At 71.5% G+C, this 13,436-nt stretch carries 11 protein-coding genes and 1 pseudogene; 5 read left to right on the forward strand and 7 right to left on the reverse strand.

Annotation, left to right across the window (positions count from 1 at the left end; translation table 11 throughout):
- Positions 1 to 8: 8 nt before the first annotated feature.
- A pseudogene (locus D6270_RS30570) lies at positions 9 to 2,023 on the reverse strand (FAD-dependent oxidoreductase).
- Between the two features lie 216 nt (positions 2,024 to 2,239).
- Here D6270_RS30570 and D6270_RS30575 point away from each other — a divergent pair.
- Both D6270_RS30575 and D6270_RS30580 read left to right on the forward strand, forming a co-directional pair.
- Positions 2,240 to 2,770 carry a DoxX family protein gene (locus D6270_RS30575; protein ID WP_109162475.1) on the forward strand — a complete coding sequence of 177 codons (531 nt, stop codon included), beginning with the start codon at positions 2,240 to 2,242 and terminating at the stop codon, positions 2,768 to 2,770.
- Complete coding sequence (locus D6270_RS30580) at positions 2,767 to 3,219, forward strand: DUF7144 family membrane protein (protein WP_204117033.1); 453 nt, start codon at positions 2,767 to 2,769, stop codon at positions 3,217 to 3,219. Before D6270_RS30575 ends, D6270_RS30580 begins: the two co-directional genes overlap by 4 nt.
- Here D6270_RS30580 and D6270_RS30585 read toward each other — a convergent pair.
- From D6270_RS30585 to D6270_RS30595, 3 genes are all read right to left on the reverse strand, one after another.
- Positions 3,183 to 5,306: an MMPL family transporter gene (locus tag D6270_RS30585; RefSeq protein WP_109162474.1), complete on the reverse strand. Its 2,124-nt coding sequence runs from the start codon at positions 5,304 to 5,306 to the stop codon at positions 3,183 to 3,185. The two genes, D6270_RS30580 and D6270_RS30585, sit on opposite strands and share 37 nt — an antisense overlap.
- A 249-nt stretch (positions 5,307 to 5,555) precedes the next feature.
- Positions 5,556 to 6,071, reverse strand: coding sequence for a MarR family winged helix-turn-helix transcriptional regulator (locus tag D6270_RS30590; protein WP_109162473.1), 516 nt, complete (start codon positions 6,069 to 6,071; stop codon positions 5,556 to 5,558).
- 107 nt (positions 6,072 to 6,178) lie between these two features.
- Positions 6,179 to 6,757, reverse strand: coding sequence for a fasciclin domain-containing protein (locus D6270_RS30595; RefSeq protein ID WP_109162472.1), 579 nt, complete (start codon positions 6,755 to 6,757; stop codon positions 6,179 to 6,181).
- 531 nt (positions 6,758 to 7,288) lie between these two features.
- Between D6270_RS30595 and D6270_RS30600 the strand changes: the two genes are divergently transcribed.
- Positions 7,289 to 8,131, forward strand: a complete 843-nt coding sequence (locus D6270_RS30600) for a DUF1206 domain-containing protein (RefSeq protein ID WP_109162471.1) — start codon at positions 7,289 to 7,291, stop codon at positions 8,129 to 8,131.
- 4 nt (positions 8,132 to 8,135) lie between these two features.
- On the opposite strand, the gene D6270_RS30605 is transcribed toward D6270_RS30600, so the two are convergent.
- Entirely contained in the window at positions 8,136 to 8,687 is a 552-nt protein-coding gene (locus D6270_RS30605) for a DUF4383 domain-containing protein (protein WP_109162470.1), read from the reverse strand.
- 97 nt (positions 8,688 to 8,784) lie between these two features.
- Positions 8,785 to 9,450 carry an RNA polymerase sigma factor gene (locus tag D6270_RS30610; RefSeq protein ID WP_109162469.1) on the reverse strand — a complete coding sequence of 222 codons (666 nt, stop codon included), beginning with the start codon at positions 9,448 to 9,450 and terminating at the stop codon, positions 8,785 to 8,787.
- A 170-nt stretch (positions 9,451 to 9,620) separates the two neighbouring features.
- Between D6270_RS30610 and D6270_RS30615 the strand changes: the two genes are divergently transcribed.
- Positions 9,621 to 10,640 carry a MerR family transcriptional regulator gene (locus D6270_RS30615; protein WP_109162468.1) on the forward strand — a complete coding sequence of 340 codons (1,020 nt, stop codon included), beginning with the start codon at positions 9,621 to 9,623 and terminating at the stop codon, positions 10,638 to 10,640.
- 21 nt (positions 10,641 to 10,661) lie between these two features.
- Here the strand turns inward: D6270_RS30615 and D6270_RS30620 are convergent, their stop codons facing one another.
- Positions 10,662 to 11,867, reverse strand: coding sequence for a cysteine desulfurase-like protein (locus D6270_RS30620; protein WP_109162467.1), 1,206 nt, complete (start codon positions 11,865 to 11,867; stop codon positions 10,662 to 10,664).
- 611 nt (positions 11,868 to 12,478) lie between these two features.
- Between D6270_RS30620 and D6270_RS30625 the strand changes: the two genes are divergently transcribed.
- Positions 12,479 to 13,435, forward strand: coding sequence for a sterol desaturase family protein (locus tag D6270_RS30625; RefSeq protein ID WP_109162466.1), 957 nt, complete (start codon positions 12,479 to 12,481; stop codon positions 13,433 to 13,435).
- Position 13,436: the final 1 nt, after the last annotated feature.

Raw genomic sequence — 13,436 nt, forward strand, 5'->3', positions numbered from 1 at the left:
ACGCGTACTCACAGCGCCGCGGCCAGCTCCGTGCCCTGGCGGATCGCCCGCTTCGCGTCCAGCTCGGCCGCCACGTCCGCGCCGCCGATCAGATGGACCGGGCCGCCCGCCGCGCGCAGCTCCTCGTACAGCTCGCGGCGCGGTTCCTGGCCCGCGCAGAGCACCACGGTGTCCACCGCCAGCACCCGCCGCTCGCCGTCGATGGTGAGGTGGAGGCCTTCGTCGTCGATGAGGTCGTAGGAGGCGCCGGCGATCATCTCGACGCCCCGGTGGCGCAGTTCGGTGCGGTGGATCCAGCCGGTCGTCTTGCCGAGGCCCGCTCCGACCTTGGTGGTCTTGCGCTGGACGAGGTGGACGGTACGGGGCGTCTTGAGGCGCTCGGGGGCGCGCAGGCCGCCGCGCTCCTCGTAGGCCGTGTCCACGCCCCACTGCCGGAAGAACGTCTCCGCGTCCAGGCTCGCCGCGTCGCCGCCGTCGGTGAGGAACTCCGCGACGTCGAAGCCGATGCCGCCCGCGCCCACGATCGCGACCCGGTCGCCGACCGGAACCCCGTCCCGCAGCACGTCCAGATAGCTGACCACATCGGGGTGGTCCGTGCCGGGGATCGCGGGGATGCGCGGCTCCACCCCGGTGGCGAGCACGATCTCGTCGAAGCCGTCCAGCGTTCCGGCGTCCGCCCAGGTGGACAGGCGCACCTCGACGTCCAGCTCGGCCAGTCGCGTACGGAAGTAGCGCAGGGTCTCGTTGAACTCTTCCTTGCCCGGCACCCGGCGGGCCACGTTGAGCTGCCCGCCGATCTCGTCCGCCGAGTCGAACAGCGTCACCGCGTGCCCCCGCTCGGCCGCCGTCACCGAGCAGGCGAGGCCCGCCGGACCGGCACCGACCACGGCGACGCGTTTGCGGGTCCGGGTGGGGCTCAGGACCAGCTCGGTCTCATGGCAGGCGCGCGGGTTGACCAGGCAGGAGGTGATCTGGAGGCTGAAGATGTGGTCCAGGCAGGCCTGGTTGCAGCCGATGCAGGTGTTGATCGCGTCCGCCCGGCCCGCCGCCGCCTTGGCGACGAACTCCGGATCGGCGAGGAAGGGCCGCGCCATCGAGACCATGTCCGCCCGGCCCGAGGCGAGGACCTCCTCGGCGACCTCGGGGGTGTTGATGCGGTTGCTCGTCACCAGCGGTACGGAGACGGCCCCGCGCACCTTCTCGGTCACCCAGGTGAAGGCCGCGCGCGGCACGGAGGTGGCGATGGTGGGGATGCGCGCCTCGTGCCAGCCGATGCCGGTGTTGATGATCGTCGCGCCCGCCGCCTCGATCTCCTTGGCCAGCGTCACGACCTCCTCCAGTGTGGAGCCGCCCGGCACCAGGTCCAGCATGGAGAGGCGGTAGATCAGGATGAAGTCGCTGCCGACCCGCTCGCGCACCCGGCGCACGATCTCGACGGGGAACCGGATGCGGTTCTCGTACGAGCCGCCCCAGCGGTCGGTGCGGTGGTTGGTGGCGGAGACGATGAACTCGTTGATCAGGTAGCCCTCGGACCCCATGATCTCGACGCCGTCGTACCCGGCGAGCTGTGCCAGCTCCGCCGCCCGGGCGAACTCCTCGACGGTCTCCTCGACCTCGGCGTCCGTCAGGGCGTTCGGGGTGAACCCGCTGATGGGCGCCTTGAGCGCGCTCGGTGCCACCAGGTCCGGGTGGTGTGCGTACCGTCCGAAGTGCAGGATCTGCATCGCGATCCGGCCGCCCGCCGCATGGACCGCCGAGGTGATCTCCCGGTGCTGCTCCGCCTCCGCCTCGGTCGTCATCTTCGCCCCGCCGGGGAAGGAGCAGGCCCGCTCGCTGGGGGCGATGCCGCCGGTGACCATCAGACCGACACCGCCCCGGGCGCGCTCCGCGTAGAAGGCCGCCATCCGCTCGAAGCCGCGCTCTGCCTCCTCCAGGCCGATGTGCATGGACCCATGAGCACCCGGTTGGGGAGGGTGGTGAACCCGAGGTCCAGCGGGCTCAGCAAGGTCGGGTACAGGCTCATCCGGGTCTCCTCCGCACAGGGTCGTCGCGTCAGTTGTAGACCACGGCGATGCGCCTATGCAACAAGTTGCACAATGATCTGCGTCGCATGCCCGCCCCTCCCGCCCGGCCTTGTGGCGCCCGGCCCGTGACCCGTTCGGCGTACTCGGCCGGGCCCGCCCCGCACCGGCCGACGAGAGTGGGATCCACAGCCAAACCCCTCACCCCGGGAGTTCCCATGGTCTGCGTCAACCGGCGTGATCTCGGCCTGCTCGCCCTGCGCGTCGGTACCGGCGCGGTGCTCGCCGCCCACGGCAGCCAGAAGCTGGCCGGCTGGTTCGGCGGCGGAGGTATCCAGGGCACCACGGCCGCGATGGAAGCCATGGGCTTCCATCCGCCCAAGCACAGCGCCGTGGCGGCCGGTCTCGGCGAGGCGGGCGGCGGGGCGCTGCTGGCCCTCGGGCTCGCCACCCCCGCCGCCGGGGCCGCGGCCGCCGGGGCGATGGCCGGAGCGGTGGCCGTGCACGCGCCCGCGGGCTTCTTCGCGCAGGGCGGCGGCTACGAGTACCCGGCGTTCCTCGGCTTCACCGCGGCCGCCATCGGGCTGACCGGCCCCGGCCGCTACTCGGTGGACCACGTCACGTGCCACATCTTCGACCGGCCCTGGATGGTCGCCCTCGCCTTCGCGGGCAGCGCGGCCGCCGCTGCCGCGGTGGTCGGCAAGCGCGCCAAGGGGCAGGCCGACGAGGAGCGGGAGACAGCGCGATGAGCGAGGACCCGCGGCTGTACGACGGTTCCTCCGGTCCTCCTCCGGTGCCCGACCCGGGGAGCGCCTGGGTCACCGGAGGGGTGCTGTTCGCCGGGGTGCTGATGCTCTGCCAGGGTGTCGTCGCGGCGCTCCAGGGCATCGCGGCCCTGGGTGACAGCGACGTCTACGGCACCGTCGGCGACTACCTCTACCGGTTCAGCCTCACCAGCTGGGGCTGGATCCACCTGGTGCTCGGCGTCTGCGCCGCGATCACCGGCGCCGGGCTCCTCAAGGGCGCGGGATGGGCCCGGGTGGCCGGTATCGTCTTCGCCTCCCTCGCCCTGTTCGCGCAGTTCCTCTTCCTGCCCTACGCGCCGGTGTGGTCGGTGCTCATGATCGGGGTGGACATCTTCGTGATCTGGGCGTTGAGCGCCTACCGCCCCACGGCCCCCGGCGTCGCTCCGCGCTGACCGTCCGCGCTCTCGCGGCTCAGCACCCCCGGCCACCACGCCTTCGGCCCGATGTCCCGCACCAGCGCCGGGACGAGGAGCGAGCGGACGACCAGGGTGTCCAGCAGGACACCGAAGGCGACGATGAAGGCGATCTGGACGAGGAACGCCAGCGGAATGACGCCCAGGGCGGCGAACGTGGCCGCGAGGACGACCCCGGCCGACGTGATGACCCCGCCGGTCGTGGTCAGCCCGCGCAGGATGCCCTCCCGGGTGCCGTGCCGCAAGGACTCCTCGCGGACCCGGGACATCAGGAAGATGTTGTAGTCGACGCCGAGGGCGACCAGGAACACGAACCCGTACAGCGGCACCGAGGAATCCGTACCGCTGAAGCCGAACACATGGGTGAAGACCAGCGACGAGATCCCCAGCGTGGCCAGGAAGTTCAGCGCGACCGTGGTCACCAGCAGCACGGGCATCAGCAGCGAACGGAGCAGGAAGACCAGGATCACCAGGATGATCGCCAGCACCACCGGCACGATCAGCGTCCGGTCGTCCTCGGCCGTGCGCTGGGTGTCGTACTGCTGCGCCGTGTAGCCGCCGACCAGGGCGTCCGAGCCCGGCACCTCGTGCACCGCCTCGCGCAGGGCGGCGACCGTCTCCTTGGCGGCGTCGCTGTCGGCCGCCGCCTTCAGGGTCGCGTCGATCCGTACCTTGCCGTCGACGATCAAGGGCTCGCCGCCGGGCCGGCCGCCCTCGCTCACCGGGGCGACCGAGGCCACCCCGTCGGTGCGGCTCGCGGCCTCGCTCACCTGGTCCAGCCTGTCGGCCGCCGCGATGATCACCGCCGGGTTGCCGGAGCCGCCGGGGAAGTGCTCGCCCAGCGTCTGCTGGGCGGCCACGGACGGGGCGTCGTTGACGAAGATCTCGTCCAGCGGCACGCCCTTGGAGGTGAGCGTGGGGGCGAACGCGGCACAGGCGATCAGGACGCCGAGAGTGATCGCCCAGACCTTGCGGGGAGCCCGGTCGACCAGTGCGGCGACCTTGCTCCAGATGCCGTGGCCGCCGATCCCGTCCTCGGCCGGTTTGGGCTTCGCCGGCCAGTACGCCCTGCGGCCCAGCAGCACCAGGGCGGCGGGCAGGAAGGTGAGGGCGCTCAGGACCGAGCAGACGATGCCGATCGCGCCCACCGGACCGAGCGCCCGGTTGTTGGTGAGGTCGCTGAGCAGCAGGGCGAGCAGCCCCACGGCCACCGTCGCGGCGCTGGCCGTGATCGGGCCGAAGGACTCACGCAGTGCCACCCGCATCGCGGCGAACCGGTCGCCCTGGACGGCCAGTTCCTCCCGGAAGCGGGCGGTCAGCAGCAGTGCGTAGTCCGTCGCGGCGCCGATCACCAGGATCGACAGGATGCCCTGTACCTGGCCGTCCACCCGCACGATGTCGTGGTCGGCGAGCACATAGACGATCGCGCAGGCCAGTCCCAGGGCGAAGACCGCACCCAGGATGATGAGGAAGGGCAGCAGCACACTGCGGTACACCAGCAGCAGGATGACCAGCACGGTGATCAGGGCCACCCCGAGGAGCAGCCCGTCGATGCCCGCGAAGGCGTCGGAGAGATCGGCCTGACTCGCGGCGGGGCCCGCGAGCTGCACGGTGGTGCCGGGTACGCCCGCACCGGCCTTCTCGACCTCCGCCAGCACCGTCGGCAGCTCGTCCCCGAGGCCGGGGCTCAGCTGCACGATGCCCTGGAGCGCGAGGCCGTCCTCGGAGGGCAGCGCGGGGGACGCCTTCCCCACGACGCCCTCGGTGCCCGCGAGCGAGGCCAGAGCGCCGGTGGCCGCTTCCCGCTGGGCCTCGCCCACCGGAGTGCCCTCGTCCTTCGACGTCCATACGAGGATGACGGGGAGGCTCTCGTCCTGCTGGAACGCCTTCTGCGCGTCGATGACTTGCGTGGACTCGGCATTCTGGGGCAGGAAGGATGCCTGGTCGTTGGTGGCGACCTCGCCGAGCTTGCCCGCGTACGGACCGAGCCCGCCGCCGATACCGAACCAGGCGATCAGCAGGACGACAGGGATCAGCCAGCGGGCCGACCGTGCAGGGGTGAACATGCCTCTCCCGGGGTGCGAGAAGTGCCTCAACGGTGAACAATCTCAATCGTTGAAATACATTAGCGGAGGCCTCGTGCCGGGAGTCGGCCGGGCCTCCTCTAGGGCACATGCCGGGGAGCGTACGGGGAGGGATTCGGCGGGCCGTCCCCTCATGGATGCGGCCGGCGGGGGAAAACCTCAGCGCCCCGCCGCGGAGAGTGCGGACGGTGCGGCGGCCGGACAGACCGTCGCGTGGCGCGTCGAAAGGGCTCAGTGGCCAGCCGGGGGAGCCTCGGACAGCTCCTCGTTCATCGCCGCGAGGAAGCGCAGGACGGTCGTGAGCTCCGCCTCGCCGAAGCGTGCCCGCGCCCGGGCCGTGGCCTCGGCGAGCGGCATGAAGTAGTCGCGGGCGGCCATCCGGGCGCTCGCCTCGTAGTGGATGTGCACCACCCGGCGATCGGCGCTCTCGCGGGCCCGCCGGATGTGTCCGGCCCGCTCCAGCCGGTCGAGGCAGGCGGTCACCGCGCCCGACGTGAGCCCCAGATGCTCGCGCAGCGCGCCCGGCGTCAGAGGGGCGGGCGCGTCGAGGATGGCCGCCAGGGCGGAGACATCCGTGGGGTGGAGCTGCTGGTGCGCCGCGAAGCCGTGGGTCATCCGGTTGATCTCGCCGTTCATCCGGCGGAGTTCGACCGCGAACGCCTGGAGATCGGCCGTGGGCCCGGGTTCCGGGGGAGCGGCGGGGTCCGAGGCGCCGCTCCGGGTCTGTCGGCTGTCAGCGCTGGTCACGTACTCAGCGTATAGAACCCACGCAGAGGGCCGGTGCCCGGACCGTCACGCGGTCCGGGCACCGGCCCTGCCTCGTGGGCGCCGTCACGACGGCTGCCCGGCTGCGGTCACGACGTCGGCATGAGCACCGTGTCGACCAGGTTGACCGTGGCGTTGGCCGTCGGCACATTGCCACAGACGATCTTCGAGGAGTCGTTCACCGTGAAGTCGGAACCGGACCCCTTCACCGTGAGATCGGTGCCCTGAAGGGTCTTGTAGGTGCCGTCCTCGAGCTGCTTCGTCGTGAGCTTCTCGCCCACCACGTGGTACGTCAGCACCTTGGTGAGCTCCTCCTTGTTGTTGAGGAGCGCGTTGAGGTCGGCCTGCGGGATCTTCTTGAAGGCGTCGTTCGTCGGCGCGAACACCGTGATGTTCTTGGCGTTGTTGAGGGTGTCCACCAGGCCGGCCTTCTGGAGGGCGCTGACGAGGGTGGAGAGTTCGGGGTTGTTGGAGGCGGCGGTGGCGACCGGATCCTTCGCCATGCCCTCAAGGCTACCCGCCCCCTCCTTGGGGACGGACGCGCAAGCCGGACCGAACGGTTCAGCCGGAGCCTGCGCCTGCGCCTGCGGCGCGAAGAACGCGATGGAGGCGGGCAGGGCGAGCGCGGCGGCGGCCGCGACGGTGCGCTGAAGGCGGGTGATGGTCATGGTGTCTCCTCCGGCGGGTGGGGGTGGGATATTCGCGCCGTACGGTCATAGGAGGCCGTGGAACCAGTAGCCCATAGAAGGGGTTCCGGGTCAAATGCAGAGCCCTGGAGAGAGAATTGGGCGGGCGATTTCGTGAGGCCTGGGAAAGCGTCGCCGGAAAAGCTCAAGGGGGAGGTCGGCGTCGCTGCCCCGGCGCCCACCGCCCGCTCCACGTGCGGGTGTGGTCGGTTTCGACGCAGAACCGACGCGTCGGGACCGGCGGAGCAACATGCTTCACGATAGTCGGGACAATCTTTTCTGTCGTGAGCAGAAGAAATTCACTGTCCGCTGTCGGAAACTGTTGATCGGTTGACTATGAGTCGACCGGCGGAGAAGTAATTCGCGCGTTTATGGGAAGGTGTGCGGATTGTTTGTCTGCCCGGAGCGCATTCCGCGGATGCGCCCTCGTCGCGGGGTCCACGGGCCCTGACCCCGCGGCCCCGCCCTGACCCGGCAGGAGTTGATCCGCCGGACCGGGGCAACCGGCATGACATGAATACCCGTTCAGCAGCAGCTCAGGGGCGCGGCCAGGCACAGCGAGCCGCCAACAGCACCGCCGTGGAGGTCGGAGCCCGTGCCGGGTTCGGCGCCCGCGGAGTCATCTACGTCCTCGTGGGCGCCCTCGCCCTGCAGATCGCGCTCTCCGGAGGCGGCGGCAAGCAGGCGGACCGGGGTGGCGCGATCGCGGAGATAGCCGAGAAGCCGTTCGGCAAGATCGTGTTGTGGCTGCTGGGCATAGCCCTGGTGGGCATGGCGCTCTGGCGGCTGTCCGAGGCCCTCTTCGGCTCGGCCGGCCCCGACGGCGACAAGCCGACCAAGCGGGCCATGGCCGGGGGACGCTTCGTCTTCTACTGCTTCGTCGCCTACTCCGTCCTCTCCTTCGCCGCAGGCGACTCCGACAGCGGCAGCGGTTCGTCCGACGAGCGGTCCCAGGACGTCACCGCCATGGCGCTGGGCTGGCCCGGAGGCCAGTGGATCGTCGCCATCGGCGGTGCGGGGGTCGCCGGTGCCGGTATCTGGATCGCGGTCCGGGCCATCATGCGGAAGTACCACAAGCACCTGAGGATGGCGGAGATGTCGAAGAAGGTGCGCCGCGCGGTGGACTTCACCGGAGTGTTCGGCGGCTCGGCGCGCGGTGCCGTGTTCGCCACCGCGGGCGGCTTCGCCATCGCCGCGGCGATCAGCCACGACCCCGACCAGACCAAGGGGATGGACGACACCCTGCGCTCCTTCACCGACACCCCCGTCGGCCCGTGGCTCCTGGTGATCATCGCCCTCGGCCTGGTCGCCTTCGGTGTCTTCTCCTGGTTCAACGCCCGCTACCGCAAGGTCTGACCGGCTACCGCACGGTGCGTCCGGCGCCGCCCCCGGTCACCCGGGGCGGCCCGGCCGCCGTCGCACCCCGGCGGGTCGCGTCCTCACGGGCGGCCTGCTCGGGGTGCCTGCTGCGCCAGTACGGGTTGTCGTGCGGCAGCCCGCCGGTGACCCGGCCGTACATCCCGAACGTCAGGATGAGCAGCCCCATCACGAAGCTGAAGATCACGTTGGACATGCCGAAGTCCAGGATGTTGGCGCCCTTGTCCAGGATGAAGATGTGGACGAACCCGCTGAGCAGGAAGAGCGTGCCGACCGTCATGTTCACCATCGAGGCGACGTTCCCGCCGATCGACGCCCCGGCGATCAGCACCAGGCCGACCACGACGGAGATCAGGCTCAGCAGGCCGTTGGTGGAGAGCCCGGCGACCTGAGCGCCGCTCGTTTCGAAGAAGCCGAGCTGGTTGGTGAAGCCGAGGATGCCGAAGACCAGAAGGATGACCCCGCAGAGTCCCGCTCCGATCCGGTAAACGGTCGCGAGCCGGTGGTCCACGGGGAGTTCGTCGCTCAGTTTCATTGCCGTCTCCTGTCGGTGCCTGGTGAGGGGACCCGGGCGGGCCCTGATCGTGCGCCCCCTTCCTGCGCCCCTTCCGCCTGCGGCCCACCCCCTCCCGTCACGCCACTCCGTCGGGACAGCCCTCCGCGACGGAGCGCCGGATGCGCAATATCGCGCGCCGGGCGTGACTCTTCACTGTGCCCAGCGGCAGGCCGGTCCGCTCGGCGATCTGGACGTGGGTGAGGTCGTCGAAGAACGCCAGACAGAGGATGCGACGCTGGACCGGGGGCAGCTTGCGCAGCTCCTGCGTCACCAGCACCCGGTCCAGCGCCGCCTCCGGCCGCTCGGCCGTTCCGGGGGCGTCGGACCCCTCGCGCGCCGCGTGGGCGGCCGCCAGCTCCGTGCGCCGGGAACGGGCCGCATGGGCGTCGGCGATCTTGCGGCGGGCGATGCCGACCAGCCAGCCCGGCAGCGGTCCGCGCACCGCGTGGTAGCCGTGGCGGCCCCGCCACGCGGCGAGGAACGTCTGCTGCGCCACGTCCTCGGCCTCCCGGGCGTCCCCCAGGGACCGCGCCGCCAGCGAGTACACCAGGGCGCCCCAGCGGCGGTACACGAGGGCGAAGCTGTCCTCGTCGCCGCGTACGAACCCGGCGGCCAGCCGTTCGGCCTCGATCCGGTCCGCTGGAGGGCCCTCGACCCGGTCCTCGGGCCGGTCCTCGTGCCGGTTCCCGGCCGGGGCGGGCAGCGCGGCCACCGTGCCGGCCGGGCTCAGGAGTGCCGTCATGTCCGTCCTCTCCGCCGCACGTCCGCCGCTCGTGTTGCGGCGGCCCGCGCGCGGTCGCCGCGCAGGCCGCGGCGCCCTCCGGACGCGGCCGTCGTCCCACTGATCATCAGCCAACCGGCCGGGGAGCCACCGGGCAACATGCATCGTTTCTGCGTCGTATGGTGGGTTGTATGGACGATGCGGTCTCCACCCTCACCAGAGACCCCGCCGTCGGTGGCCTGACCACCGGGGCGGTGGCCCGGCTGCTGGGGGTGGCGCCGACGACGCTGCGCTCGTGGGACCGCCGTTACGGGATCGGCCCCGCCTCGCGCGAGGGTGGCAGGCACCGGCGGTGGACGGCGGCCGACGTTCGGCTGTTGGAGTGCATGTGCGGCCTGACGAGCGCGGGAATGCCCCCGGCCGAAGCCGCCCGCGCGGCCCTGGCGAGCACCTCCCGGGAGGCTCCCGCGCGGCCGGACGGGCAGAGGAGCCGCGATGGGCGGGAGACCGGGGACGAGCAGAGGAGCCGCGACCGGTGGCCCGCCTCCCACACCCCCGGGGCGCTCCCGGTCGGCCGGGCCCGCCGGGAGTGCCGAGGCCTCGCCAGGGCGGCCGTCCGCCTCGACGCGCAGGCCATGGACGACCTGCTGGCCGAGGCGATCGACCGGCACGGGCTGCTCGCCGCGTGGGAGTCGGTCATCATGCCGACGCTGCACGCCGTCGGCCGCAAATGGGAGACGGCGGGGGAGCGTTACATCGAGGTCGAACACCTCCTGTCCTGGCATGTCTCCAGCGCGCTGCGCAGGGTCGCGTCGCAGCGCCCGCCCGTGGCCGGCTCAGGCGTCTCGCTCCTGGCCTGCACCCCGGGCGAGAGCCATACGCTGGCCCTGGAGGCGCTCGCCGCCGGACTGGCCCAACAGGGCCTGCCGGTAAGGATGTTCGGCGCGGCCCTGCCGGTGGAGGCGATGGAGGAGGCGGTACGGCGCACCGGGCCCGCCGCCGTCGTGCTCTGGGCCCAGTCCCGGTCCACCGCGAGCCGAGCGCTGGTGGCGCGGGTGGAGTCCATCGAGTGGGGCGTGCGGGGCGCCCGCCGGCGGCCGGTCGTGCTGGCCGCCGGACCGGGCTGGGCCGGGCAGCTGCCGCCCGGTGCCCGCCATCCGTCCGGTCTCGCCGAGGCGGTGGACGCCCTCGCGGCCATCGGCCGCCGCTGACCTCCGGCGGGCGCCCGCCCCTCAGCGCAGGAAGTCCGCCAGCCCCGTCAGCAGCCGCTCCACATCGTCCGCGTCGTTGTACGGGGACAGCCCCACCCGCAGACCGCCCGCGTCGCCGAGGCCCAGGTGCCGGGAGGCCTCCAGGGCGTAGAAGGAACCGGCCGGGGCGTGGACGCCGGACCGGGCGAGGAAGCGGTAGGCGTCCGAGGCGTCCCGGCCCTCGAAGGTGAGCAGCAGCGTGGGCGTCCGCTGGGCCGCCCGGGAGTGCACCGTCACCCCGCCGAGCTCGCCCAGCGCCTTCTCGGCCACCTCCAGCAGGGCGCTCTCATGGGCCTCGATCGCCGCGTAGGCGGACCGCAGCCGGTCCCGCCGGCCCCCCGCCGCGCCGCCGGGACCCAGGTCCGCGATGAAGTCGACGGCGGCCCGGGTCGCCGCCAGCGACTCGTACGGGAGGGTGCCGAGCTCGAAGCGCTCGGGGACGGCGTCGCTGGACGGCACCAGCTTGTCCGGCCGCAGGGCCTCCAGCAGCTCCGGGCGGGCGGCGAGCACACCGTGGTGGGGGCCGAAGAACTTGTACGGCGAGCAGACGAAGAAGTCGGCGCCCAGCCGCTCCACATCCACGAAGTCGTGCGCCGTCAGATGCACCCCGTCGACATGGAACAGCGCACCGGCCCGGTGGACCAGCTCACCGATCGCGGCGACATCGGGCCGGGTGCCGATCAGGTTGGAGGCCCCGGTGACCGCCACCAGCCGGGTCCGCTCGGTGAGCAGCGCGCCGACGGCCTCCGTGGGCAGCTCCCCGGTGGCCGGGTCGAACTCCGCCCACCGCACCACCGCACCGGCCCGCTCGGCCGCCTGCACCCAGGGGCGGATGTTGGCGTCATGGTCCAGCCGGCTGACCACCACCTCGTCGCCCGGCGCCCAACTCCGCGACAGAGCACGGGAGATGTCGTACGTCAGCTGGGTGGAGCTGCGTCCGTGGACGATCCCGCCCGGGTCCGCGCCCAGCAGATCCGCCAGCGCCTGTCTGAACTCGCCGACGATCGTCTCCGCGTGCACCTCGCCGGGCAGGGTGGTGCCCCGGATCGACAGCGGCCGGCTCAGCGCCTCGGTGAAGGCCGCGATGACGGGCGCGGGGGTCTGTGTGCCGCCGGGGCCGTCGAAGTGGGCCGTACCGGCCTGGAGGGCGGGAAACTGCGCGCGCACCGTGCTGACGTCGTAACTCAAGGAGACTCCCTCGCTCGTGGGCGCCCGGCCCGGGTCACGGTCGTGGCGCCGACAGTCCGTCACCGCGGCACCCGCCCGGGGCGGGCTCGCGGTTCGGCGCCGATCATCGCAGGGTGTCCCCACCCGTGAAAGGACGCCTCACGCCGACCCGTACGCGGGCGCACGGCCTCTGGCCCGGAGTGCGCCGCCGCGTACGCATGCACATCACGGCGCGTATTCATGCGCCCGTCACACGGCACAGGGATGATCCTATGAGGAAATTCCTCGTACAAATTGACTCGCGCAGCTGTCATGGCGGATTTCCCGCATTCTCCACGCCTTGGGAAACGTGTTCACCCGTGGTGTGCGGCGAACGCCCGTGAAGAGGCCGCCAATTCGATGGCGAGGTGGTGGTTAAAGCCGTGGGATTCGGAAATGAATGATCTGGGCCGATGGAGCTGGGGGGCATCGGTTCACGCCACGGCCCGTTTCGCCGGAGCCGGGTGTCCGGAATTGATCGGTGCATGAGTGATCCGCTCGCACCCCGGGGTGCCCATCGACCCCTCGGCCGCCCTTGAGCTGCACCGATGCGATGTTCTCTCCTAGATCCCATCTCCTGTGGAGGGTCACGGATGGACGAGTGCGAACGGTCCGCCGATGGCGAGATCAATTCGTCTGGATATGCGGACGGCGGAAAGAGTGCGGTCGGAATCTCCCCGGCTTCCGTCCTCCGTGCGGCCGCCTATCCACTCCTCTTGCTGGCCGTCGTCCTTGTCGGCGCGTCAGCATTGGTTCTGCGCTGGGATCCGGCCATCGTGAGCCCGCTTTTCCTCATCGGTACTCTCGCGTATCTGGCCCTTCTCGAACAACTGATTCCCTATGCCCGGAGCTGGCACCCGGGAAAGGACGAGTGGCGCTGGTACGGCGTCTACTTCCTGCTCACCATGGCCGGAAGTGGGCTGGCACAACTTCTGGTCACCGCCGCCGTGGGGTGGATCTCTGCCGAAGAGCGGAGCCACCACCTCTGGGCCGAGATCCCGGGCGCCCTGCTGGCCGGATCACTCGTCAGCTACCTGGTGCACCGCCTCGGCCACACCAGCGCCCTCCTGTGGCGCCTGCACGGGGTGCACCACGTCCCGGACAAGGTCAACGTCGCCAACAACGGCGTCAACCACGTGCTGGACATCGTGCTCGCCCAGAGCCTCGTCCAGCTGACTCTGGCCCTGGCCGGCTTCTCCCGCTCGGCCGTGCTGGTCACCGGGCTCTTCGTCGTCGCCCAGGGGTACTTCGTCCACGCCAACATCGACGTCCGCATCGGCCGGTTCAACCATCTGCTGGCCAGTCCCGAACAGCACCGCCTGCACCACAGCACCGACCTGTCCGAAGCCGGCCACTACGGCTCCGACCTCTCGTGCTGGGACCACCTCTTCGGCAGCTTCACCTGGCACCCCGGCCGCGAACCCGCCGCCGTCGGTCTCCACGACCCGGCCTCCTTCCCCGGCACCGGGGAGATCGTCGCGGGGTTCCTGCACCCGTGGCGGCGCCGGCCGGAGCCGGAAACCCCGGCCGCACCGGACGCCACCACCTGAC

The organism is Streptomyces griseus subsp. griseus (genome assembly GCF_003610995.1).
Classification (GTDB): Bacteria; Actinomycetota; Actinomycetes; order Streptomycetales; family Streptomycetaceae; genus Streptomyces.

Coding starts and splice junctions, on each gene's coding strand:
- D6270_RS30575 (WP_109162475.1), top strand. CDS start 2,240: ATGGTCTGCGTCAACCGGCGTGATCTCGGCCTGCTCGCCCTGCGCGTC.
- D6270_RS30580 (WP_204117033.1), top strand. CDS start 2,767: ATGAGCGAGGACCCGCGGCTGTACGACGGTTCCTCCGGTCCTCCTCCG.
- D6270_RS30585 (WP_109162474.1), bottom strand. CDS start 5,306: ATGTTCACCCCTGCACGGTCGGCCCGCTGGCTGATCCCTGTCGTCCTG.
- D6270_RS30595 (WP_109162472.1), bottom strand. CDS start 6,757: ATGACCATCACCCGCCTTCAGCGCACCGTCGCGGCCGCCGCCGCGCTC.
- D6270_RS30600 (WP_109162471.1), top strand. CDS start 7,289: ATGAATACCCGTTCAGCAGCAGCTCAGGGGCGCGGCCAGGCACAGCGA.
- D6270_RS30605 (WP_109162470.1), bottom strand. CDS start 8,687: ATGAAACTGAGCGACGAACTCCCCGTGGACCACCGGCTCGCGACCGTT.
- D6270_RS30610 (WP_109162469.1), bottom strand. CDS start 9,450: ATGACGGCACTCCTGAGCCCGGCCGGCACGGTGGCCGCGCTGCCCGCC.
- D6270_RS30615 (WP_109162468.1), top strand. CDS start 9,621: ATGGACGATGCGGTCTCCACCCTCACCAGAGACCCCGCCGTCGGTGGC.
- D6270_RS30625 (WP_109162466.1), top strand. CDS start 12,479: ATGGACGAGTGCGAACGGTCCGCCGATGGCGAGATCAATTCGTCTGGA.